This is a genomic window from Micromonospora globbae (assembly GCF_036184225.1).
In the GTDB taxonomy this organism is placed as follows: domain Bacteria; phylum Actinomycetota; class Actinomycetes; order Mycobacteriales; family Micromonosporaceae; genus Micromonospora; species Micromonospora globbae.
In genome coordinates, this window is the sequence record NZ_CP108084.1 from 4,848,365 (window position 1) to 4,870,643 (window position 22,279).

Here is a 22,279-nt window from a genome sequence, read left to right on the forward strand (position 1 = left end):
GTCACCGGGCTCCGCGGCGAGGCGGGGTCGGCGGACGTCCGAGCGGACTGGTTGCGGCGTTCCTGTCCCGTGATCTCACCCAGGCGGTGAACGCCTCGACGGCGTCGACGACGGCCTCGAAGCGGAGCGAGTGGAACAGGTCGAAGGCGTGGTGCCCGCCCTTCAGCTCGGCGTACACGACGGGGGCGGCCGAGGTCCGGCGGAGCTGGCGGGCGAAATGCCGGGCGTCCGCCACGCGGACCAGCGTGTCCTTGTCGCCGTGCGCCAGGAAGAAGGGCGGTGCGTCCGCGGTGATGTGCGGTTCCGGCGAGGACTCGGGCCCCTGGCCGTAGTAGGGGCCGTACCAGGCGTTCAGGCAGATGGCGCCGCTCACGGACGTGTCGACGTCCGCGAAGCCCGGCTGGAAGGCGGGGTCGTTCTGGGTGAGTGCGGCCAGCGCCGCCAGGTGTCCGCCGGCCGAACTGCCCGCGACGAACAACGTCGTGGGGTCGGCTCCGTACTCGTGGGCGTGCCTCCGCACCCAGCCGATGACCTTCTTGAGGTCGATCAGGTGGTCCGGATGCTGGGCCTGTGGCCGGAGCCGGTAGTTGGCGCTCACGCACACCCAGCCCTGGCTGGCGAGCCGGTGGAGCAGCGGCAGCGACTGGCTGTTCTTGTGGCCGCCGGAGTAGCCGCCGCCGTGCAGGTGGATCATGACGGGCGCGCCGTGCGGGCGCGCGCGGTGGTGGTAGAGGTCGAGCAGGTTGCGCCGGCCCGCGTCGCCGTAGGCGCGGTTGGCCACGCGCCGGACGTCCAGGCGGCGCCGGAAGACGGGCAGGAGCAGGATGCGGGCCAGCGGAAGGCGGCGCCGCAGTCCCGCGGCGAGGTCGGCGTCCACGGCGGCACGCCACCCCGCCCCCAGCCCTTCGTCCAAGGCGCGTCTGATCCTGTCCCGCTCGCCCAGCGCCTGACAGGCGACGACCGCGAGCCCGGTCGCGGTCACGGCGGCCAGGGCCACGATCGCCCAACCACCCGCCGAGTCGATGTCACCCTCGGCGAACGCCAGCGCCGTCGGGAGCAGCAGCATCCAGAAGAAGGCCGCGAACGGCAGTTCGTTGGCGGCGACGCCGGCGAAGTAGCTGACGCGGCCGAGCGGGCGCGACCACGGCACTGGCCGCAGCGCGAACAGCGTGCCGATCGCGACCAACACCACGGTGATCAGATAACCGACCGGCACGGAGCCTCCCGGGGATCGTCGACGGCCGGGAGCGCGCAGGCCGCTCCCGCGGCGACGGTGACCGCGCGGCCCGTGTGCCCCGGGATCGTCCAGGTCGTGCCGGTCGGTTGCGTGTCGTTCCTCATGCCGATGAGCCTCGCAGCCCGGCCGACCGGTGACATCCGACCGCGCGCCGCGCCGGCGCTCACCTAGGTAGGGCCGACCTCCGACTTTGGAAGGTGCCAACGCCCGGCCCCGCGACCGGCGTGTGAACAGCACTTCCGCAAGCTGTCGTGCAGAGTTCGTGCCGGCGTAGCCCGGGCCCCGAGGACAGGGCCCGGACCGGGTGGACGGGCCGGGTCAGCGGGCCGGGAAGGTAGGGGTGGCCATACCCCGATGGTGGACGCAGCGGGCTGGGTCGGCGCCGCCGCCGTCGATAGCGTCGCCGCATGACATCGGCTCAGCCTCCACACCTGGCCGCGGCACTGCGCCACCGCGGCTACCTGCTCTCCTGGTGGCCGTGGCGGGCACTGGCGTACGTGCTGACCACCGTCCCGATCGCCGGCGTGCTTTCCGTCGGTCTGCTCGTGGTCGGCGCGCCCCTACTGGCGGCCGTCAACGCGGTCCGCCAGCACGACCGCCCGGTCTCGCTGCCCCTCGCGCTCTTCCTGGCCGTGGGGACGCTCATCGTGGTGGCCCTGGCCCCGCTGGTGAGCGCCGCGGTGGCGGCGCTGGAACGCTGGCGGCTCGGCGTCGTCGACGGGCGGCCGGTGCCGGCCCGGCCCTGGTCGGGCCTCGCCGCCCGCTACACGAGCGCGGACGCCTGGCGGGAGGCGGCGTACGCGGCGCTGCTGGGCAGCGTGGTGCCGCTCGCGTACTGGGTGTACCTCCTGCTCGTGCTCGTCGACCTCATGCTGGTCGCCAGCCCGTGGCTGGCCGGGGACGCCGACCAGGTCATCGTGGTCTGGTCCACCGTCGACACGCCGGCCGAGGCCGCCCCGTACGCCATCGTGGGCGTCCTGCTGCTGCCGGTGCTCTGGTACGGCCTCGGGGTGGTCGCCGCGGCCCAGGCCGCGATGGCGCGCAGGCTGCTGGGATCCGCGGGCGACACGGCGGCGCTGCGGGAGGTCACGCGGTCGCGGGCCCGCCTGGTCGACAGCTACGAGGCCGAGCGCCGCCGCATCGAACGCGACCTGCACGACGCCGCCCAGCCCCGGCTCACCAGCCTGACCCTGCAACTGGGCCTGGCCCGCCTCGACGTGCCCGAGGACTCCCCCGCGGCCCGGCCGCTCGCGGTGGCGCACGAGCAGGCGAAGGGACTCATGGTCCTGCTCCGGCAGATCGTGCACGGCATCCGCCCGCAGAGCCTCACCGACCTCGGCCTCGCCGGGGCGGTCCGGGAACTGGCCGGCGAGGCCACCATCCCCGTCACCGTGCACGCCGACCTCGACCGGCCCCTGCCCGAGACCGTCGAGACGACCGCCTGGTACGCGGTCTCGGAGGCCCTGAACAACGTGACCCGGCACGCGGCGGCGACCCGGGCCGAGGTGCGGCTCGCGCGGGCCGGCGACCGGCTGGTGGTGGAGGTCTCCGACGACGGCCGGGGCGGCGCCGACCCGGCGCGGGGCACCGGGCTGACCGGCCTCGCCGACCGGGTGGGCGCCGCCGGCGGCCGGTTGCTGCTCGCGAGCCCGCCGGGCGGACCTACGCTCGTCCGGGTGGAGCTGCCATGCCGGTGACCCGGGTCGTGCTCGCCGAGGACGAGGTCCTCCTGCGGGAGGGGCTCGTCGGCCTGCTGGACCGGTTCGGTTTCCAGGTGCTGGCCGCCGTCGGCTCGGCGCCGGAACTGATGGACGCCGCCCGTACGCACGGCCCCGACCTCGTGGTGACCGACATCCGGATGCCCCCCGGCGGACGCGACGACGGCCTGCGCGCGGCGGTCGCGTTGCGGGACGAGCGGCCGGACCTCGCGGTCGTGGTGCTCAGCCAGCACGTGCAGGCCGAGTACGCCGCCGCCCTGCTCGACAGCGGGGACGGCCGCCGCGTCGGCTACCTGCTCAAGGACCGGGTGGCCGACGTGGCCGAGTTCGTCGGGCATCTGCGTACCGTCGCCGGCGGCGGCACCGTCGTCGACCCCGACGTCGTACGCCGGCTGCTGCACCGCCCGCGCGACCCCCTCGCCGCGCTCTCCGCCCGGGAGCGGGAGGTGCTCGCGCTGATCGCGGAGGGCCGGTCGAACGCGGCCATCGCCGCGGCGCTGCACGTCACCGAGGCGGCCGTCGGCAAGCACGTCGGCAACATCCTCACCAAGCTCGGCCTGCTGCCGAGCGACGACACCAACCGCCGGGTGCTGGCGGTGCTCACCTACCTGCGTACGCAACCGTCCGGCGGACCGCCGCGGTAGGCCGAGTCGCGCGACCGGCCCGACCAGCGACCACCGGGGCGGCCGCCTCCCACGGAAGGGAGACGGCCGCCCACGTCTCGACACTCAGCCGATGGCGAGGTTGTCCACCCACGCCTGCCACGCCTGCTCGGCACGCGCCGGGTCCTGGTCGGCCGCGAAGAGGTGGTGGCCGAGCACCAGGACGTTGCCCCGGTCGGTGCCGGAGTGCAGGAACCGGTAGAGCGCGTCGTCGGTGCGGACCCCGAAGTAGGTGGGCAGGCCGGCGAGGTCGACCACGCCGTCGATCGGGGGCAGGCCGTCGACGGTGAGCCGGGCGCGCTGCCCCTCGGCGACCGGGCCGGAGATGCCGAAGGCACCGGCCACGGCGGCCCAGACCTGGTCGGGGGTGCCGGCGCCCGGACGGAACGCCGCGACCGGTGCGCCGGAGCGGCCGGCGAAGTGGGCGACGTACGCGGCGAGCGTGCCGAGGTACATGTCCCAGCCGACCTTCATGGCCTCGTACTCGGTCTCCCAGTTGTCGCCGAGCACGCCGCTCTGGACCATACGCAGCACCGTCGAGCCCTGGTCACGCCCCTCGATCAGGTACTCCAGTGCCATGAACGTGCCGTCCGGCCCGGGGTCGCTGCGGTACGCGAACCGCTTCCCCGGCTCCCACGACGTGACCGTCGCCTCCTCGGTCTGGCCGGCCATCGTGAAGCGGGTCCGGCCGCCCTCACGCGGCTCCACCTCGCTCCGGCCCATGAACCAGGAGTCGATGCCGGGCCCCGTGGCGATCGCGTCCCACACCTCCTCGGGGGTGGCGGCCAGCTCGATGTCCTTCTGAAGCTCGAAGTGGTGTCCCATCGTGGTGAACCTTTCGTGTGCGGGTGTCGGTGGCGGGTCGAAGGTGCGTGCCGGTCCGGACGGCCGGCGGGCAGGCCCCGGCGGGACGTCGGTCCGTGCCGGGGGCGGTCAGGACTCCTCGGGGGCGTCGGTGGTCGCCGGATTGACGCTGGGGTGCAGGGCGATCACGACGCGGTGCTCGCGGCCGCCGGGTGCGTTCTCGTCGTGGTAGCGGCCGACCAGGGAGGCGACAGTGGCGGCCAGCTCCTCGGCGAACGCGGACCGGTCGCTCGCCGACGCGAACCTCACCGTCGCGTCCACGGTGAAGGTCGCCAGTCGCTTCTTCGCCCGCTCGGCACCGGTGATGAGGGCGCCGACGTCCTGAACGAGCCGGGCCGCGACCGCGAGCAGCCACCGCGCCGACAGGCGGTCGGGCGCTCGGGCCGGATCGGGCCGCACGGCGGCCAGGGCCGCGGGCGAGATCACGTACGACGCCGCGGTGGCGCGCATGACCCGCTCGGTGACGTTGCCCTTGCGCCGCTCCTCCACCAGCTCGATGAGGCCGTGCTGCTCGAGAGCGCGGAGGTGGTAGTTGACCTTCTGCCGGGGCAGGCCGACCCGGGCGGCGAGCATCGTCGCCGAGGCCGGCTCGGCGAGCTCGGCGAGGAGCCGGGCCCGCATCGGGTCCAGCGACGCCTCGGCCGCCGCCGGGTCCTCGATCACTGCGATGTCGAACATGCCATGACTCTCCTACCGACAAATCCTCTTGTCAAGACAAAAAATCTCGTCGGTGCGAGATCAGCACCCGCGATCTTGCAGTTTCGGCCCCGACAAAAAACCCGAAATGCCGCAAAACGAGGGCACAAAGTGCAAGATCGCGGGGGGTTCGGCGGGGAGAGAGAGCGCGGGGGCGTCAGGGTTTGGGGGTGGGGCGGCGATAGACGCCGTACCACCAGGTGGCGGCCAGCTCACGGGCGGCTGTCTCGTCGCCGCTGCCGTCGTCGCTGGTCACGTGGTCGGCCACGAACCGCTCGCCGCCGACCACGATCAGGCGGCTCGCGATGACCGGGTCGAGGTCGGCGGGAGCACGGCCCGCCCGCTGCTCGGCGATCAACAACTCTTCGGTACGGGCCGCGAACTGGTCGACCCGGGCGTGCCAGAACCGGCGGATCATCGGGTCGTACGCGGAGACCTCGGTGATCGCGGCGAGCACCGCGGCGTGCCGCCGGTAGACGGCGATGATCTGCCGGAACGTCTCGACCAACCCCTCGAACGCGTCCGGCCCGCCCGGCTCCCACGCCGCCGCCACCTCGAAGGACTCGGCGCTGAACGAGCCCGCGAGCCGCATGAGGAGCTGCGACTTGTCCGCGAAGTGGGTGTAGAAGGTCGACCGGGCGACGCCCGCCTCCCGGGCGAGGCGCTGCACGCCCAGTTCGGTGAAGGTCTCCCCCTCGCTCAGTAGGCGTTCGGCGGTGGCGAGGATCCGCGCCTCGACCGTGAGACGTCGGTCGGCGCCGCCGGAGCGTCGTCGCGTGATCGAAGGCATATCCCGATCCTAGGCAGCTCGCGATGGGCCTGGGTACGCTTGCCCGGACACAGTGTCCGACAGAGTGTCCGACACCTTGACCGACGCGCGGCCCGACCGCGCACCACGCAGGGAGCTGTCAGCGTGAAGTACCGACTCCTCGGCCCCACCGGCGTCTGGGTCTCCGAGCTCTCGCTCGGCGCCATGACCTTCGGCGGCACGAACCACCCCGTCTACTCCACCCTGGGCGCGCTGGGCCGCGAGGACACCGACCGCATGGTCGGCACGGCGCTCGAGGCCGGGATCAACTTCATCGACACGGCGGACGTCTACAGCGACGGGGAGAGCGAGGAACTGCTCGGCCACGCGCTACGGCACCGGCGGGACGACGTCGTGCTGGCCACGAAGGTGTACGCCCCGACCGGCCCCGGCCCCAACGACGTCGGCTGGTCGCGGCTGCACGTGACGCGGGCGCTGGACGCCAGCCTCCGCCGGCTCGGCACCGATCACATCGACCTCTACCAGCTGCACAACATCGACCCCGTGACCCCCTTCGAGGAGGTCCTCGCCGCGCTCGACGACGCGGTGCACCAGGGCAAGGTCCGCTACATCGGCTGCGCCAACCTCGCCGCCTGGCAGATCAGCAAGGCCCTCGGCGTCTCGGCGCTGCGGAACCTGAACCGGTTCGTCTCGGTCCAGGCGTACTACTCGCTGGTCGGCCGGGACGTCGAGCGCGACCTGCTGCCGATGGCGCAGGCCGAGAACCTCGCGGTCACCGTCTGGAGCCCGCTCGCCGGCGGCTTCCTCACCGGGAAGATCAGCCGCGACGGGGCCTCCACCGGCCCCTCCCGCCGCACGGCCGAGGGCGGGCAGGACTTCCCGCCCGTGGACCGCGAGCGCGGTCACGAGGTGCTCGACGTGCTGCGTACCGTCGCCGGCCGGCACGGGGTGAGCATCCCCCGGGTCGCGATCGCCTGGCTGCTGGCCCAGCCGGCCGTCACCAGCGTCATCGTCGGCGCGCGCACGACCGACCAGCTCACCGACAACATCGCGGCCAGCGGGCTCACCCTGAGCGAGCAGGACCTGGCCGAGCTGGACGCGGTCAGCCGGCAGGCCCCGGCGTACCCGAACTGGATCCACGAGATGTTCGCGCCGGTGCGCAACCCGAACGCCTGACCGCCGCCCGGCCGTGGGCCCGGGGGTCCACGGCCGGCCGGCAGGCCGCGGGCAGCGCGGGCGACAGGCCACGGGCCGCGCGGGGCGACAGGCCACCGGCCGCGCACGGCGACAGGCCGCGGGCCGCGCAGGCCGGCAGGCCGCCGCGCCGGCCGCGGGCCCGAACGCCGGGCACCCGGCGTCACCGTCGTGGCCCGCGCTCCGGCTGGGATAAGATGCGTCCGGAAGGCGTAGATGGGGACGAGTACCGTCGCACGCAGCCAGGAGCGATCCGGGGATGGTGGAAGCCCGGAGGCGTGCGCGGCGGGAAGATCACCCCGGAGCCGTCGGAAGAAAGGCCGCGAGGCCGAGTAGAACCGACCACACCCGAAACGAGAGGGCCGGCACACCGGTCAAGGAGGGTGGTACCGCGGGGCCACGGCCTCGTCCCTCCGGCGGAGCTTCAGCACACGCGCCGACGGAGGAGCGATGTACCGCAGCGTACCGACCCAGGTCGATCTGCCCGACCTCGATCACCAGGTCCTGCACTTCTGGCACGCCAACAGCATCTTCAGGCGCAGCCTGGAGCAGTCCGAGGGCCGGCCGGAGTGGGTCTTCTACGAGGGCCCGCCCACGGCCAACGGCATGCCCGGCGCCCACCACATCGAGGCGCGCGTCTTCAAGGACGTGTTCCCGCGCTACAAGACGATGAAGGGGTTCCACGTCGCCCGTAAGGCCGGCTGGGACTGCCACGGCCTGCCCGTGGAGCTCGCCGTCGAGCGGGAACTCGGCTTCTCCGGCAAGCAGGACATCGAGAAGTACGGCATCGCCGAGTTCAACGCCCGGTGCCGGGAGTCGGTGACCCGGCACACCGACGCGTTCGCCGAGCTGACCGAGCGCATGGGCTACTGGGTCGACATGGACGACGCCTACCGGACCATGGACCCGGAGTACATCGAGTCCGTCTGGTGGTCGTTGAAGCAGATCTTCGACAAGGGTCTGCTGGTGGAGGACTTCCGGGTCGCGCCGTGGTGCCCGCGCGACGAGACCGGCCTGTCCGACCACGAGCTCGCCCAGGGGTACGAGACGGTCGTCGACCCGTCCGTCTTCGTCCGCTTCCCGCTCACCTCCGGGCCCCTGGCCGGCCGCGCCGCCCTCCTGGTCTGGACGACGACCCCGTGGACGCTGCCCTCGAACGTCGCCGTGGCCGTGCACCCCGACGTGCGGTACGTGGTCGCGAGCGACGGCAACGAGCAGCTCGTCGTCGCCGAGCCGCTGCTGGCGTACGCGCTGGGCGACGGCTGGGAGCTGACCGGCGAGTCGTTCAAGGGCAAGGAGCTGGAGCGCTGGACGTACCGGCCGCCGTTCGACCTCGTTGAGGTGCCCGACGCGCACTTCGTGGTCCTCGCCTCGTACGTGACGACGGACAGCGGCACCGGCCTGGTCCACCAGGCGCCGGCGTTCGGCGCGGACGACCTCGCGACCGCCCGGACGTACGGGCTGCCGATGGTGAACCCGGTGCAGTCGAACGGGCGGTTCTCCCCGGAGATCCCGCTGGTGGGCGGGAAGTTCTTCAAGGAGGCCGACCGGCCCCTCATCGAGGACCTCCAGCTACGCGGGCTGCTCTTCAAGAACGTCCCGTACGAGCACACCTACCCGCACTGCTGGCGCTGCCACACGGCGCTCATCTACTACGCCCAGCCGTCCTGGTACGTGCGGACCACCGCCATCCGGGACGCGCTGCTGCGCGAGAACGAGCGCACCACCTGGCACCCCGCCACCGTCAAGTACGGCCGCTACGGCGACTGGCTGAACAACAACGTCGACTGGGCACTGTCCCGGCGGCGCTACTGGGGCACTCCCCTGCCCATCTGGCGCTGCCCGAACGACCACCTGACCTGCGTCGGCTCGTTGACCGAGCTGAGCGAGCTGACCGGGACGGACGTGACCGGCCTCGACCCGCACCGGCCGTTCATCGACGAGGTCACCCTCGCCTGCCACTGCGGCGAGACCGCCCGCCGCGTGCCCGAGGTCATCGACGCCTGGTACGACTCGGGTTCCATGCCGTTCGCCCAGTTCGGGTACCCGTACCGCAACGCCGACCTGTTCGAGAAGCGCTACCCGGCCCAGTTCATCTCCGAGGCCATCGACCAGACGCGCGGCTGGTTCTACACCCTCATGGCGGTCGGCACGCTGGTGTTCGACCGGTCGTCGTACGAGAACGTGGTCTGCCTCGGCCACATCCTCGCCGAGGACGGCCGGAAGATGTCCAAGCACCTGGGCAACATCCTCGAACCCATCCCGCTGATGGACCAGCACGGCGCGGACGCGGTGCGCTGGTTCATGGCCGCGGTCGGTTCCCCGTGGTCGGCCCGGCGGGTCGGGCACACGGCGCTCCAGGAGGTCGTCCGCAAGATCCTTCTGACCTACTGGAACACCGTCGCCTTCCAGTCCCTCTACGGCCGTACGGCCGGGTGGACCCCGTCGGCGGCCGACCCGGCGCCGGCCGACCGGCCGGTGCTGGACCGCTGGCTGCTCTCCGAGCTGAACACCCTGGTCCAGCAGGTCGACGCGGCGATGGCCGCGTTCGACACGCACCAGGCCGGCCGGCTGCTCGCCGCGTTCATCGACGACATGTCGAACTGGTACGTCCGGCGCAGCCGGCGGCGGTTCTGGCGCGGTGACCCGGCGGCGCTCGCCACCCTGCACGAGGCGCTCACCACCGTCACCCTGCTGCTGGCGCCGCTCACGCCGTTCATCACCGAGCGGGTCTGGCAGGACATGGTCGTGGTCGTCGACCCGGAGGCGCCGCAGTCGGTGCACCTGGCGCCGTACCCGGTGGCCGACGAGTCGCTGATCGACCCGGCGCTGTCCCGGCAGATGGCGCTCGCCCGCCGGCTCGTCGAGCTGGGCCGGGCGGCCCGGGCCGACTCCGGCATGAAGGTCCGCCAGCCGCTGTCGCGGGCGCTGGCCTCGGCTCCCGGCTTCGAGGAGCTGTCGCCGGAGCTGCTCGCCGAGGTGGCCGCCGAGCTCAACGTCGGCGCGGTCGACCCGGTGGGCGGGGCCGGCGGATCGCTCGTCGACACCACCGCGAAGGCCAACTTCCGTACGCTCGGCCGGCGGTTCGGCAAGACGGTGCAGCAGGTGGCCAAGGCGATCGCCGCGGCCGACGCCGCCGCCCTCCGCGACTCGTTGCGGGACACCGGTTCGGCGACCGTCCAGGTGGGCGACGAGACCGTGACGCTCGGCCCGGACGAGGTGGTCGTGACGGAGACCCCGCGGGAGGGTTGGGCGGTGGCCAGCGAGGCCGGCGCGACGGTGGCGCTGGACCTGCACCTCACGCCGGAGCTGCGCCGCGCCGGTGTGGCGCGGGACGCGATCCGGCAGATCCAGGAGGCGCGCAAGTCCAGCGGCCTGGAGGTGACCGACCGGATCGAGCTGCGCTACCGCACCGACCGGGAGGAGACCGCGCTGGCGCTGCGCGAGCACCGCGACCTCGTCGCCGAGGAGGTGCTGGCCACCGACTGCGCCGAGGGCGAGCCGACCTGGGCCGACCCGCGGCCGTTCACGGAGGAGTCGCTGGGCCTGACCTTCTGGATCCGCCGGTCCTGACCGCGGAAGAAAAATCCGCGGGGCCTGTCGATTCGCGCCGGAGCCGTTCGTCGTCAGGTCGTACGGCAACGGAGACGACAGGAGTCGGACATGAAGTACATGCTGCTCATCTACGGTTCCACCGACACGCAGAACGCCTGCACGGTGGAGGACTGGATGGCCTACGACAAGGAGGTCCAGGAGGCGGGCATCTTCGTCACCGGGCACTCGCTGGCGGACCTGACGACGGCCACCACGGTCCGGGTCGACGACTCCGGCGAGCGGACCGTCACCGACGGCCCGTTCGCCGAGACCCGCGAGGTCCTCGGCGGCTACTACGTCATCGACGTGCCGGACCTCGACGTGGCCCTCGACTGGGCCGCCCGCTGCCCCGGCGCCCGTGACGGCGGGACCGTCGAGGTGCGGCCGGTCGCCGAGTTCTGAGGCGAGGTCGGGATGGACGAGCGAGCCGCCGGCACGCGCGCCTCGGTCGAGGCGGTGTTCCGCGAGGAGCGCGGCCGGCTGCTCGCCACACTGGTGCACCGCTTCGGCGACCTCGACCTCGCCGAGGACGTCGCCTCCGAGGCGGTCGAGGCGGCCCTGGTGCACTGGCCGGTCGAGGGCGTACCGGCCCGGCCCGGGGCGTGGTTGCTCACCACGGCCCGGCGCAAGGCCGTGGACCGGCTCCGGCGCGACCAGGCGTACGCCGCCCGGCTGGCCCTGCTCGCGGCGGAGGCGGAGCGGACCGGCGGCGCGGTGCCGGAGGAGGCCGACGGCGGCCTGCCGGACGAGCGGCTGCGCCTGTTCTTCACCTGTGCCCACCCGGCGCTGCCGTCCGCCGACCGCGGTGCGCTGACCCTGCGCTACCTCGCCGGCCTGACCACGCAGGAGGTGGCACGGGCGTACCTGGTGCCGAACGCGACCATGGCCCAGCGGCTGGTCCGGGCCAAGAAGAAGATCGTGAGGCACGGATCCCGTTCCGGGTGCCCGAACCGCACGAGCTGCCCGGGCGGCTGCCGGGAGTGCTCCAGGCGGTGTACTCGATCTTCACGGAGGGGTACGCCGCCAGCTCCGGTCCTCTGCTCCAGCGGCTCGACCTCGCCGAGGAGGCCGTCCGGCTGGGCCGGATCCTCCACCGGCTGCTCCCCGCCGAGCGGGAGGTGACCGGCCTGCTCGCGCTCATGCTGCTGGTGCACGCCCGGCGGGACGCCCGGACCGGTCCGGACGGCGAGCTGGTGCTCCTCGACGCCCAGGACCGCGGGCGCTGGGACCGGGACATGATCGCCGAGGGAGAGGCGTTGGCGGTCGCCGCGCTGACCGGCGGTCCACCCGGCCCGTACGGGGTGCAGGCCGCCATCGCCGCGCTGCACGACGAGGCCGCCGACGCGGCGTCCACCGACTGGCCGCAGGTGGTGGCGCTGTACGACGTCCTCCTCGCGCTGAACCCCTCGCCCGTCGTGGCGTTGAACCGGGCCGTGGCGGTCGCCATGCGCGACGGCCCCGCGGCCGGCCTCGCGCTGCTCGACGAGCTGGCGGGCGAACCGCGGCTGCGCGCGTACCACCCGTGGGTGGCGGCCCGGGCCGAGCTGCTGCACCGGCTCGGCCGGGACGCGGAGGCGGCGGACGCCTACCGCCGGGCGCTGGAGCTGGCCGGTACCGAGCCGGAGCGGTCACACCTGCGCCGGCGGCTGGCCGCCGTCGCGCCGCCCGAGCGCTGAGCCCGGGCGGGCCTGGGCCAGGAGGGGATCCCTTCGGGAAGGGTCCCCTCCTTCCGCTCAGGCGGCGGTGCGGGCGCGCTCCTCGGCGACCAGTTCCCGGGTCGCCGGGGCGACCTCCGCGGCGAAGACCTCGATGGCGGCGGGATCGTCGGTGGCCAGGATGAACGCGCTCACCCCGTGCTCCAGGGCCAGCCCGGCGAGGTCCTCCGCCCACTGCTCCGGCGGCCCGTCGAGCAGCGCCCGGCCGGTCGGCGCGAACCGGCCGGCGACGTTGAGCAGCCGCCGGATCCGCGCCGGCTCCCGACCCGCCGCCGTGGCGGCCTCGTCGATCTGCGCGTTCATGGCGGTCAGGTCGGCCGGCCCGCCGGGCAGGTACTGGAGGCTGGGCAGCCACCCGTCGCCCACCCGACCGGTGAGGCGCAGCATCCGCGGCTTGTACGCGCCGATCCACACGTTGACGTGGTGGGCCGGGGCGGGCCCGCGCTTGGCGCCCTCGACCCGGTAGAAGTCGCCGTCGACGCGTACGCCGCCGGGCCGGTCGGCGGCCCAGACCTCGCGGATCACCCGGATCGCCTCGTCCAGGGCGGTGATCGCCTGGCCGGGGGCGAGCCGCCGGCCGCCCATCGCCTCGATGGCCTCCCAGAACGCGCCCGCGCCGATGCCGAGTTCGAACCGGCCGCCGCTCAGCAGGTCGAGGCTGGCCGCGGCGCGCGCGAGCACGGCCGGTTGCCGCAGCGGCAGGTTGAGCACGTTGCCGCTGAGGTGGACCCGTTCGGTGCGCGCGGCCACGTACGACAGCAGGGTCCAGGTGTCGTGGAACCGCGGCTGGTACGGGTGGTCCTGGAAGGTGACCAGGTCCAGCCCGGCGCGGTCGGCCAGCACGGCCAGGTCGACGGCGTGCCGCACGGGTTGCGCGGCGGGCGTCGTGAACGTGCCGAACAGCAGGTCGTGCCCGTAGTCGGTCATGGCGTCGTCCTCGATGCGGTGTCGGGTGTGATGGCGAAGTTGTCGTGGAACAGGCGGTCCGGGTCGTACCGCGACTTCAGGGCGCGCAGCCGGTCCAGCGTGGCGGGCGGGAACGCGTCGCGCAGGCGTTCCGGGCGCGGGTCGGTCTCGAAGCTGAGGTAGAGGCCGCGCTGGTGCGTCCCGAGAAGCTCGTCCCAGAGCGCGTCCAGCCGTCCGCGGTGCCGCCCGAACGCGGTCACGTGGAAGTTGGCCCCCCGGTGGCTCCAGGCCATCGCGTCGGGCGCCACGTCGTTGACCGCCCCGCCGACCGAGCGGATGTGGAAGAAGTAGACCACCCCGCTGGCGAGCAGGCGGGCCGCGGCCTCGGCGAAGTCGGGCGTGATGTGGTCGACGAAGCCCGAGCGGGTGATGGGCTCGCCCTGACCGTGGTGCGGGCCGTCGGTCGCGTTGGCCATCACCGACGCGTACGAGGTGAGCACCACCTGCTGGTCGTAGCCGGGCGCGACGTCGGCGAGCGGCTGGAGCTGCCGGACGATCGTCTCCGGGTCGTCGGAGTCGACCATCGCCATCACCTGCGCCACCCGCGGCTGGCCCATCCGGGGCGGGCCCATGATGATCGCGCTGGTGAGGTCGCGGGGCGCCGCCTCGACCGCGGCCCCCCACCGGGTCAGCAGGCCCACCGGGTCGCTGGCGTCGAGGGCGAACTGCGCCCAGCCGACCGGGCCCACCTCGTCGACCTCGAACTCGAACGCGGTCACCACGCCGAAGTTCGCGCCGGCTCCGCGTACCGCCCAGAACAGGTCCGGGTTCTCGGTCTCGCTGGCCCGCACCCGCGTGCCGTCGGCGAGGACCATCTCGACGGCCCGCAGGTGGTCGATGGTCAGGCCGTGCTTGCGCGCCATCCAGCCGACGCCGCCGGCGGTGGCGAGGCCGCCGACGCCCACGCCGCCGTAGTCACCGGAGGTGAGCGCCCAGCCGTACGGGTGCAGCGCGGCGGCCACGTCCATCCACCGCGCGCCGGGGCCGATCCGCACCCGGCGGGTGGCCCGATCGAGCACCTCGATCTCGTTCAGCGCGCCGACGTCGATCACGATGCCGCCGTCGTTGGTGGAGCGCCCGCTGATGCCGTGCCCGCCGCTGCGGACGCCCAACGGCAGGTGCCGGTGCGCCCGGGCGAACGCGAGCGCGTCGGCCACCTCGGCGGGGGTACGCGGGCGCAGGACGAGCCCGGGCGCGCCGCCGCGCAGGTAGTTCGACCGGACCCGGGCGTACGCCACGTCACCGGGTTCCACGGCGGTGTCGGCCAGCGAGGCCGGCACCTCGTCGTACGCGATGCCCGGACGCCGCTTGGCGCGGACGGCGGCGCTGCGTCCCACGGTGCGCGGCAGCGGCGCGGGCAGGGCCCGGTCGACCGCCTCGCGCAGTGCGGGAACCACCTCGCGGGCGAACCTCTCCATCGTCCCGGTGTCGTCCGTCGCGACGACGAGGGTGCCGACGCCGTCCTCGACGACCAGCGGCAGCAGGTCCTCGACCCACGCGGCCGGCGGCCCGTCGAGGAAGCCCCGGCGGGTGTCGGCGAAGACACCGGAGATGGTCACGAGCCGCCGGATCTCGGCAGGGTCGCGGCCCGCCTCCCGCGCCGCCTCGTCGATGATCTTGTTCCCGGCGCGGAGGCCGTCCGGTCCCGTGCGGTCGAGCGTGGCGAGCCACCCGTCGGCCTTCGTCCCGACGAGCCGCAGCAACCGGCCGTCGTCCCCGTCGAGCCAGAACGGGATGTGGTGCGCCGGCAGCGGACCGCGCTCGGCGCCGGCGAGGCGGTGGTGGGCACCGGAGTAGCGGAGGGCGTCCTGCCGGTCGGTGTCCAGCATGTCCCGGATGACGTCGAGGGCCTCGCCGACGGACTCGACCGCCTGGTGCGGGTCGAGCCGGGGGCCGCCCATCGCCTCGACGGCCTCCGGGGCGTCGCCGACGCCGAGGGCCAGCTCCAGCCGGCCGCCGGAGAGCAGGTCCAGGCTGGCGGCGGAGCGGGCCAGCACCGCCGGGGAGCGCAGCGGGACGCTGCGCACGCTCGCGGCGAGGTGGATCCGTTCGGTCCGCCCGGCCACCCAGGCCAGCAGTGTCCAGATGTCGAGGTGCGCCGGCTGGTCCGGGTCGTCCCGGAAGGCCACGAGGTCGTACCCCAGTTCCTCGCTGCGCCGCGCGAGCGCCACCGGCGTGGCGGGCGACGTGGCCACGGGCGTGACGAGTGTGCCGAACTCGAGCCGGTGGCCGTAGTTAGCAGTCACGACTTCCCCCAAAGGTTGATACGTCAACCAGAATACGGCCGCGGCGTCCCACCCGCGTGTGAGCCTCGTCATCCCCGCCGGACCCGGATTCTTCCCGACAGGCCCGGTCGTGCCAGCCGAACTACGCTGGCCGTGTGGGCGGATCGGTAACTCGGCTCGACGAGCGCGAGCAGCAGGTCTGGCGCACCTTCCGCCGGATGCGCGACCAGCTCGCGCTCGCCCTCAACCAGTCCCTCCAGCAGGATTCCGGCATCTCCGAACCGGACTTCGAGGTGCTCGCCGCGCTGGAGGAGGCGCCGGAGCACGCCCTGCGCGCCCGTACGCTGCGCCAGGAACTCCAGTGGGAGAAGAGCCGCCTCGCACACCAGATCCGCCGGATGGAGCAGCGCGGCCTGGTCGCCCGTGACGAGTGCCCGGAGGACGGCCGCGCCGCGACGGTGCGACTCACCGACGCCGGCCTCGCCGCCATCCGCGCCGCCACCGCGGCCCACGCCGCCCGGGTGCGCGAACTCTTCCTCGACGCGCTCACCCCCGCCCAACTCGACGCCCTGCACGAGGCCGGAACGGCCGTGCTGGCTCGGCTGCACCAGAACTGCCCGGCCGAGGCGCCGTGACCCGGTTGTGCCTAGACTGCCGGCATGAGGCACAGGGCGTGACCCGGCACGTGCGCGCCTCGACACCGCACGGCCACGTCTGCTCGGTCCGTGACGACCCGATCGGGCCCACCGTGGAGGTGGCCGGATGAGGACGGGCGCCGCCGCCGGGCACCAGGGCTACTTCCACGAGGCGGTCCGCTACGACTCGGACGAGGAGTTCCTCGCCGTCGTGGTGCCGTTCCTGCGCGGCGGGATCGAGGCGGGTGAGCCGACGTTCGTGGCGCTCGGCGAGCGCACCGCCGACCTCGTCCGGCGCGCCCTGCCCGCCGGCTCCGGCGTCGAGTTCCTGAGCGGCAGCGGCATGTACGCCCGCCCGACCGCCGCGATCCGCTCCTACCGCCGGTTGCTCGCCGACCGGACGGCCGCCGGGGCCGCCCAGATCCGGATCATCGGGGAACTGCCCCCCGTCGCGTTCGGCGCCACCTGGGACTGGTGGGCACGGTACGAGTCGGCGATCAACCACGCGTACGACGACTACCCGCTCTGGAGCATGTGCGCGTACGACAACCGCACCACCCCGCCGCACGTCCTCGACGAGGTCGCCCGCACCCATCCGCGGTTCGCCACGCCGGACGGCCGGCACCCACCCAGCCCCGCGTACACCGAGCCCGCCGTCTACCTGCGCGAGGAGCGCGCCGCGCCGCCCGACCCGCTCCAGGCGACGCCGCCGCTGGTGGAACTCACCGACCCGACGGCGGCGCAGGCCCGCGCCGCCGTCGAGGCCGTGGGCCGCGGCGTGCTGCCGCGGGACGACGTGGACGACCTGATCGTCGCCGTGAGCGAGACCGTCAGCAACGCGCTGCGGCACGGATGCCCCCCGGTCCGGCTGCGCCTCTGGACCGGCCCCGACCGGATCGTGGCCACCGTCAGCGACTGCGGTGACGGCCCGAAGGACCCGTTCGCCGGGCTGCTCCCCGCCGGCACCGGGGTGACCGGCGGCCTGGGCCTCTGGATCACCTACCAGTCCTGCAACCACGTGAGCCTGCAGCGGGGGGCCGCCGGCTTCACGCTGCGCCTCACCGCCGGCAACCCGCACTGACCGGCGGCGGGACGACCGTCACTCGGCCACCACGAGCGCCTGCGGTGCGGCCTGCTTCATCCGCGTACGCAGCCACTTGAGCTGCATGGCGGTCTCCCCCTCGCAGCGGCGGACCACGGCGAGCAGCTCCCGGTCCCGGGCCCCGTACGCGGCCTGCCCGACGATCGTCCAGCAGATGTCGCACTCCGCCGCCATCAGGTAGAGGTCCTGGAGGTCGCGGAGCAGCCCGATCCCGCCGGTACGGGTGCCCCGGAACAGCTCCGAGTGCAGCCGGTCCGGCTCGGCCGGCGCCTCCTCGGCGTACCGCTCGGCGAAGGGGCGCAGCTGTTCGGCGTACCCGTCGCAGCGCTTCGCCTGCTGCTCGCACAGGTGGAAGACGTCCGGCTCCTCGCCGTGCGCCGCGCCGACCTGCCGGAACGCGTCGGCGAGGTTCAGCTGGGCCCGGTGCAGCAGACCGAGGTAGTGGGCGAGATGCATCGTCACTCCCCTCCCGCTCGGCTGGTCGCCTCGGCGGCGGGTCCACCCACCGTGGCCGGGACACCGGCCACCACGGGCGCGCTGCCCCCGACGGTCGGCGCCGGGGACGGTACGCCCCGCCCGTCGCCGAGCCGGGCCACGGCGACCGCGGCGACCTTGAAGAGCGGCTGTTTGGACACGGGATCCCAGGCGGTGATGGTCAGCTCGTTGGCCGCCCGCGGCGTACGGTCGGCCGGGTCCTGGTCGAACCAGCCGTAGTGGAACGGCAGGAAGACCACGCCGGGGCGGATGCCGCTGAGCCGGGCCCGCGCCTGCACCCCGCCGCGCGCCGAGGCGATCCCCACCAGGTCCCCCTCGGCGATGCCGAGGCGATCGGCGTCGGCCGCGTTGAGTTCCACCCACACGTCCGGCGCGGCGGCGTTCAGTTGCGGTGCCCGCCCGGTCTTCGTGCGCGTGTGGAACTGGTAGACGGTGCGACCCGTGGTGAGCAGCAGCGGATGTTCCGCGTCGGGCACCTCCGGTGAGGGCTGGTAGTCGACCGCGTGCAGGAACGCCCGCCCGCCCGGCTGCTTCGCCCGGTACTCGGCGGCCGTGAACTCGGCACCCGTGGCCAGGTCCTGGCCGTAGGTCTCGCACACCTCCGGGTCGGTGGGGAACACGCCGTCGGTGTAGAGCCGTTCCGTGCCGTCGGGGCGCTCCTCGGTGCACGGCCACTGGATGCCGCTGCCGCCGCGCAGCTTCTCGTAGCTGAGGCCGGTGTAGTCGCAGGGCCGCCCCCGCGAGCACTCCTTCCACGCCTCGAACGCCTCCTCCGGGGTCGTCCACCGGATCAGCGGCTGGCCGTCGCGGTCGCGGAAGTCCATCCGCCGCGCGTAGTCGAGGAAGATGTCCAGGTCGGCGCGGGCCTCGCCGGGCGGGTCGACGGCCTTCTCACTGAGGTGGACGGTGCGGTCCACGTTCGTGAAGGTGCCGGTCTTCTCGCCCCAGGTCGCGCCGGGCAGCACCACGTCGGCCAACTCGGCGGTCTCGGTCAGGAACAGGTCCTGCACCACGACGAACAGCTCCGGCCGGCGCAGGATGTTCCGGATGCGGGACAGGTCCGGCAGGGACACGGCCGGGTTGGTGGCGCTGATCCAGAGCAGCTTGATCGAGCCCTGCTCGGCGTACCGGAATATCTGCATGGCGTGCGTCGGCGGCGCCCAGTGCGGGATCATCTCCGGCTCCACGTTCCACAGCCGGGCCAGTTCGGCGATGTGCTCGGGGTTCTCCCAGTTCCGCAGGCCGGGCAGGTCCCCGTCGGCGCCCGTCTCCCGGGTGTTCTGCGCGGTGGGCTGGCCGTTCATCTGGTAGATGCCCGCGCCCGGACGGCCGATCATCCCGCGGATCAGGTGCAGGTTATTGACCTGGCAGGACGCCGCGGTGGCCTGGTTGGACTGGTAGAAGCCCTGGAGGACGGTGGAGAGCAGCCGTTGCGACCCGCCGAGCAGCTCGGCGGCCCGGCGGACGTCGGCGGCGGGCACGTCGCAGATCTCGGCCACCCGCTCGGGCGGGTACGCGTCGACCGTCCGGCACAGCTCGTCGAAGCCGAGGGTGTGCGCGGCCACGTACTGCTCGTCGTACCAGCCGTTGCGGATGATCTCCCGCAGCAGGCCGTTCATCAGCGCCATGTTGGTGCCGTTGCGGATCGCCAGGTGCAGGTCCGCCTCGCGGGCGACCGCCGTGGCCCGGGGATCCACCGCCAGCATGGCCGGCGGGTTCGGGCCGCGCCGCCGGTCGAGCATCCGCATCCAGAGCACCGTCTGGGTCTCCGCGACGTTGTGCCCCCAGAGCGCCATCGCGTCGCAGTGGTCGATGTCGGTGTACGAGCCGGGCTGCCCGTCGGCGCCGAAGGTCGCCTTGAGCGCCGCCGCGGCCGTGGCCGTGCAGAGCCGGGTGTTGCCGTCCATGTGCGGGGTGCCGATACCCGCCTTGCCGATCACGCCGAGCGTGTAGTACTCCTCCAGGAACAGCTGTCCCGTGGTGTAGAACCCGAAGTGCCCCCACCCGCCGGGGCCCTTCAGCAGCTCCTGCGAGCGGGCCACGATCCGGCCCATGGCCGTGTCCCAGTCGGTCTCCACCAGCCGTCCGCCCTCGCGGACGAGGGGCCGCGTCAGCCGGTCCGGGCTGTGGTTGGCCTGCCAGCCGTAGAGGTCCTTCGGATCGACCCGGCCCCGGTTGACCCGGTCCACCGCCCGGCCCCGTACGCCGACGATCCGGCCGTCCTTCACGGCGATGTCGAGCGCGTCCCCGTTGGAGTGCAGGATGGACGCCGACTGCACCCAGCGGTCGACGTCCGACTCCCGCAGGCCGGCGTCGAGGAACGTGTCCACCCGCACCGGCCACTCCTGCCCCGGCCCGTACGGAGTGCGGTCCCCCCACGGGTCGGCGATCCGGTCAACCACGATCCACTCCCTCCACGTCAGGCCGCCCACACGGGCATCGCCCGACCCGTCGCCCGGTTGTACGCCCAGTCCACGACCGTCACCAGCAGCACCGAGGCGGCCGCCACGACCAGTTGGACCGGGGTGTGCAGCAGTCCGAGGCTCACGATCAACGTGGTGGCGCCAGCCGGCGGGTGCGACGCCCGCAGCAGGTACAGCACCACGGCCGTGACCGCGAGCGAGCCGGCCGCAGCGACGATCCGCCACCCGCTGACGCCCTCCTCCAGCGCGGACGGGTGATCGGCGAGACCGCAGGCCAGCAGGAAGGCGTACCCGGCCAGCAGCGCCACGACGTGCCCGATGAGGGTGCTGCGCGGTGACGACTGCGGCGCCCGCGGCTTCTCCACGTGCAGCATGACGGCGGGGCCGAGGCTCGGGAAGAGCCAGGGCTGCCCGGTGGCGATCGCGACCGCGCCGGCCACCACGACGGCGACGGCGCCGCCCACGAGGATGTGGGTGGCGTCCCGCGCGTTCGCCATCGCCGTGCCACCTCCTCGCGGGCTCAGCCGGCTTTCTCCACCGGTCCGATCCTCACACCTGCCCGGCGTGAAGCGGCCCAAACGGGAGAGACGGGTCGAACCCCGGCCCGGGCGGGGAATGGCCCCGCCGCGGACGGGTAGCCAACGCCGTGATCGACTGGGGGCAGGTGTTCGTTCCGAGCACGCCGCTGCTGGAGACGGTCGTCCGGGGCAGCGTGATGTACCTGACCCTCTTCGGGCTGCTCCGGGTCATCCTCAAGCGCGAGAGCGGCACCACCGGCGTCACGGACCTGCTGGTCATCGTGCTGCTGGCCGACGCCGCCCAGAACGGCATGTCGGGCAACTACACCTCGATCACCGACGGGGTGCTGCTCGTCGCGGTGATCATCGGTTGGTCGTACCTGCTCGACGCCGTCGCGTACCGCTGGCCGGCCGCCGCCCGGGTGATCCGGCCCAGCTCGCTCGTCCTGGTCCGCGACGGGCGCATGTTGCACCGGAACATGCGGCGGGAGCTGATCACGGACGAGGAGCTGCGCCAGAAACTACGCGAACAGGGCGTCGACGACATCGCGAAGGTCCGGGAGGCCCGGATGGAGTCCGACGGGCAGGTGAGCGTCACCACGTCGAGCGGCGACGACGACCAGCCCCGCTCGCAGAGCCGACGCCGCGGCGTCCCCTGACCGGCGGGCCGGCGCGTCCCCTGACCGGCGGCCCGTTTGCCCGTACCGGCACCGGGAAACCGTGTGCTGCCCGGCGCGAGGCCGCGCCTCGTGCGAGTCACACGGATGGAGGCTGAGATGACCAGCCGGGAGCAACTGCACGATCTGCGTCAGCGCGCCCACAACGCGGGCATCGAGGGCAACTCCAAGATGACGGAGAGTCAGCTGAAGGACGCCCTCAAGAAGGTCGGCAAGGGCATGGACCCGCAGGCCGCGAAGCAGCAGACCCGCCGCTGACCCCAGGCATCCCGCCGACCGCCCCGGCTGTGCCGGCAGGCGGTCGGCGGTCGTCGCTCAGCTGATCGTCGCCAGCAGATCCCGGCAGGCCCGCTCGCACTCCCGGCAGGCGTCGGCGCAGATCCGGCAGTGCTCGTGCCGGTCGGCGTGCCGGGCGCACTCGTCGCCGCAGGAACGGCAGGTGGTGGCGCACGCCTCCAGGAGGCTGCGGGTCACGTTGGCGTCGTATCCGGTGTGCCGGGACAGCACCCGGGCGGTGGTCGTGCAGACGTCCGCGCAGTCAAGGTTCGAGCGGACGCACCTCGCCAGCTCGGCCACCATGTCCTCGCTGAGGCAGGCGTCCGCACAGGTGGTGCACGCCTGGGCGCAGGAGTTGAGCGTGTCGATGACCGCCGCCAGCTTCGCGCGGTCCAGGTTGATCGACTTCGGGTACGCCTCGAGCATCGACATCGTCACGCTGGCCACTGACTGCCTCCGATCGTGGTGGACAAGGGCTCCGCCAGCCGTACCCGAACACCTCCCGGACATGCC

19 protein-coding genes and 1 pseudogene are annotated in these 22,279 nt (G+C 73.5%); 10 read left to right on the forward strand and 10 right to left on the reverse strand.

The features are described from left to right. Position 1: 1 nt before the first annotated feature. On the reverse strand, positions 2-1,216 hold the full coding sequence (locus OG994_RS21845; protein WP_328850816.1) for an alpha/beta hydrolase: 1,215 nt from the start codon (positions 1,214-1,216) through the stop codon (positions 2-4). Between the two features lie 428 nt (positions 1,217-1,644). Here OG994_RS21845 and OG994_RS21850 point away from each other — a divergent pair, with 428 nt between their 5' ends. Together OG994_RS21850 and OG994_RS21855 are read left to right on the forward strand one after the other, a co-directional pair. Beyond that, on the forward strand, positions 1,645-2,934 hold the full coding sequence (locus OG994_RS21850; RefSeq protein WP_328850817.1) for a sensor histidine kinase: 1,290 nt from the start codon (positions 1,645-1,647) through the stop codon (positions 2,932-2,934). Further along, the gene (locus tag OG994_RS21855; RefSeq protein ID WP_328850818.1) at positions 2,925-3,599 is read left to right on the forward strand and encodes a response regulator transcription factor; all 675 of its coding nucleotides are present in this window, start codon (positions 2,925-2,927) and stop codon (positions 3,597-3,599) included. Before OG994_RS21850 ends, OG994_RS21855 begins: the two co-directional genes overlap by 10 nt. Positions 3,600-3,683: 84 nt before the next feature. Here OG994_RS21855 and OG994_RS21860 read toward each other — a convergent pair whose 3' ends face one another. The 3 genes from OG994_RS21860 to OG994_RS21870 form a co-directional block, all read right to left on the reverse strand. Next, a complete protein-coding gene (locus OG994_RS21860) occupies positions 3,684-4,442 on the reverse strand; it encodes an SRPBCC family protein (RefSeq protein WP_120327784.1) in 759 nt (252 codons plus the stop codon). 108 nt (positions 4,443-4,550) lie between these two features. Then, positions 4,551-5,159 carry an ArsR/SmtB family transcription factor gene (locus OG994_RS21865; protein WP_192902103.1) on the reverse strand — a complete coding sequence of 203 codons (609 nt, stop codon included), beginning with the start codon at positions 5,157-5,159 and terminating at the stop codon, positions 4,551-4,553. Positions 5,160-5,334: 175 nt separating this feature from the next. Continuing rightward, entirely contained in the window at positions 5,335-5,967 is a 633-nt protein-coding gene (locus tag OG994_RS21870) for a TetR/AcrR family transcriptional regulator (RefSeq protein WP_120327785.1), read from the reverse strand. 123 nt (positions 5,968-6,090) lie between these two features. On the opposite strand from OG994_RS21870, the gene OG994_RS21875 reads away from it, so the two are divergent. From OG994_RS21875 to OG994_RS21890, 4 genes and pseudogenes are all read left to right on the forward strand, one after another. Next, positions 6,091-7,122, forward strand: a complete 1,032-nt coding sequence (locus OG994_RS21875; protein WP_328850819.1) for an aldo/keto reductase — start codon at positions 6,091-6,093, stop codon at positions 7,120-7,122. A gap of 468 nt (positions 7,123-7,590) precedes the next feature. Further along, entirely contained in the window at positions 7,591-10,713 is a 3,123-nt protein-coding gene (gene ileS, locus OG994_RS21880; protein ID WP_328850820.1) for an isoleucine--tRNA ligase, read from the forward strand. A gap of 90 nt (positions 10,714-10,803) precedes the next feature. Further along, positions 10,804-11,136 carry a YciI family protein gene (locus OG994_RS21885; protein WP_120327788.1) on the forward strand — a complete coding sequence of 111 codons (333 nt, stop codon included), beginning with the start codon at positions 10,804-10,806 and terminating at the stop codon, positions 11,134-11,136. A 12-nt stretch (positions 11,137-11,148) separates the two neighbouring features. Continuing rightward, positions 11,149-12,410, forward strand: a pseudogene (locus tag OG994_RS21890) (RNA polymerase sigma factor). A gap of 57 nt (positions 12,411-12,467) precedes the next feature. Here the strand turns inward: OG994_RS21890 and OG994_RS21895 are convergent. After that, positions 12,468-13,376: an LLM class flavin-dependent oxidoreductase gene (locus OG994_RS21895; protein ID WP_328850821.1), complete on the reverse strand. Its 909-nt coding sequence runs from the start codon at positions 13,374-13,376 to the stop codon at positions 12,468-12,470. Beyond that, on the reverse strand, positions 13,373-15,661 hold the full coding sequence (locus tag OG994_RS21900; protein ID WP_328850822.1) for an LLM class flavin-dependent oxidoreductase: 2,289 nt from the start codon (positions 15,659-15,661) through the stop codon (positions 13,373-13,375). Before OG994_RS21900 ends, OG994_RS21895 begins: the two co-directional genes overlap by 4 nt. A 134-nt stretch (positions 15,662-15,795) precedes the next feature. Between OG994_RS21900 and OG994_RS21905 the strand changes: the two genes are divergently transcribed. Together OG994_RS21905 and OG994_RS21910 are read left to right on the forward strand one after the other, a co-directional pair. Beyond that, positions 15,796-16,275 carry a MarR family winged helix-turn-helix transcriptional regulator gene (locus OG994_RS21905; RefSeq protein WP_204985171.1) on the forward strand — a complete coding sequence of 160 codons (480 nt, stop codon included), beginning with the start codon at positions 15,796-15,798 and terminating at the stop codon, positions 16,273-16,275. Between the two features lie 127 nt (positions 16,276-16,402). Continuing rightward, positions 16,403-17,356, forward strand: a complete 954-nt coding sequence (locus OG994_RS21910) for a sensor histidine kinase (protein WP_328850823.1) — start codon at positions 16,403-16,405, stop codon at positions 17,354-17,356. An 18-nt stretch (positions 17,357-17,374) separates the two neighbouring features. Here OG994_RS21910 and OG994_RS21915 read toward each other — a convergent pair whose 3' ends face one another. Genes OG994_RS21915 through OG994_RS21925 form a run of 3 tightly spaced genes read right to left on the reverse strand, consistent with a single transcriptional unit; the run spans position 17,375 to position 20,792 of the window. After that, positions 17,375-17,833, reverse strand: a complete 459-nt coding sequence (locus OG994_RS21915) for a hypothetical protein (protein ID WP_120327794.1) — start codon at positions 17,831-17,833, stop codon at positions 17,375-17,377. Positions 17,834-17,835: 2 nt separating this feature from the next. Further along, a complete protein-coding gene (locus OG994_RS21920; protein ID WP_328850825.1) occupies positions 17,836-20,274 on the reverse strand; it encodes a molybdopterin oxidoreductase family protein in 2,439 nt (812 codons plus the stop codon). 17 nt (positions 20,275-20,291) lie between these two features. Continuing rightward, positions 20,292-20,792: an HPP family protein gene (locus tag OG994_RS21925; RefSeq protein WP_120327795.1), complete on the reverse strand. Its 501-nt coding sequence runs from the start codon at positions 20,790-20,792 to the stop codon at positions 20,292-20,294. Between the two features lie 149 nt (positions 20,793-20,941). Here OG994_RS21925 and OG994_RS21930 point away from each other — a divergent pair, with 149 nt between their 5' ends. After that, entirely contained in the window at positions 20,942-21,472 is a 531-nt protein-coding gene (locus tag OG994_RS21930; protein WP_328850826.1) for a DUF421 domain-containing protein, read from the forward strand. Between the two features lie 105 nt (positions 21,473-21,577). Beyond that, positions 21,578-21,748: a hypothetical protein gene (locus tag OG994_RS21935; protein ID WP_328850827.1), complete on the forward strand. Its 171-nt coding sequence runs from the start codon at positions 21,578-21,580 to the stop codon at positions 21,746-21,748. A gap of 57 nt (positions 21,749-21,805) precedes the next feature. Here OG994_RS21935 and OG994_RS21940 read toward each other — a convergent pair whose 3' ends face one another. Next, positions 21,806-22,213 (reverse strand): four-helix bundle copper-binding protein, encoded by a 408-nt coding sequence (locus OG994_RS21940; RefSeq protein ID WP_328850828.1) that lies wholly within the window; start codon positions 22,211-22,213, stop codon positions 21,806-21,808. Positions 22,214-22,279 lie beyond the last annotated feature (66 nt).

Bases quoted from the DNA above. Each gene is read 5' to 3' on its own strand.
- OG994_RS21885 (WP_120327788.1), top strand. From the start codon at position 10,804: ATGAAGTACATGCTGCTCATCTACGGTTCCACCGACACGCAGAACGCC.
- OG994_RS21870 (WP_120327785.1), bottom strand. From the start codon at position 5,967: ATGCCTTCGATCACGCGACGACGCTCCGGCGGCGCCGACCGACGTCTC.
- OG994_RS21860 (WP_120327784.1), bottom strand. From the start codon at position 4,442: ATGGGACACCACTTCGAGCTTCAGAAGGACATCGAGCTGGCCGCCACC.
- OG994_RS21865 (WP_192902103.1), bottom strand. From the start codon at position 5,159: ATGTTCGACATCGCAGTGATCGAGGACCCGGCGGCGGCCGAGGCGTCG.
- OG994_RS21895 (WP_328850821.1), bottom strand. From the start codon at position 13,376: ATGACCGACTACGGGCACGACCTGCTGTTCGGCACGTTCACGACGCCC.
- OG994_RS21910 (WP_328850823.1), top strand. From the start codon at position 16,403: ATGAGGACGGGCGCCGCCGCCGGGCACCAGGGCTACTTCCACGAGGCG.
- OG994_RS21850 (WP_328850817.1), top strand. From the start codon at position 1,645: ATGACATCGGCTCAGCCTCCACACCTGGCCGCGGCACTGCGCCACCGC.
- OG994_RS21935 (WP_328850827.1), top strand. From the start codon at position 21,578: ATGGAGGCTGAGATGACCAGCCGGGAGCAACTGCACGATCTGCGTCAG.
- ileS (WP_328850820.1), top strand. From the start codon at position 7,591: ATGTACCGCAGCGTACCGACCCAGGTCGATCTGCCCGACCTCGATCAC.
- OG994_RS21855 (WP_328850818.1), top strand. From the start codon at position 2,925: ATGCCGGTGACCCGGGTCGTGCTCGCCGAGGACGAGGTCCTCCTGCGG.
- OG994_RS21915 (WP_120327794.1), bottom strand. From the start codon at position 17,833: ATGCATCTCGCCCACTACCTCGGTCTGCTGCACCGGGCCCAGCTGAAC.
- OG994_RS21925 (WP_120327795.1), bottom strand. From the start codon at position 20,792: ATGGCGAACGCGCGGGACGCCACCCACATCCTCGTGGGCGGCGCCGTC.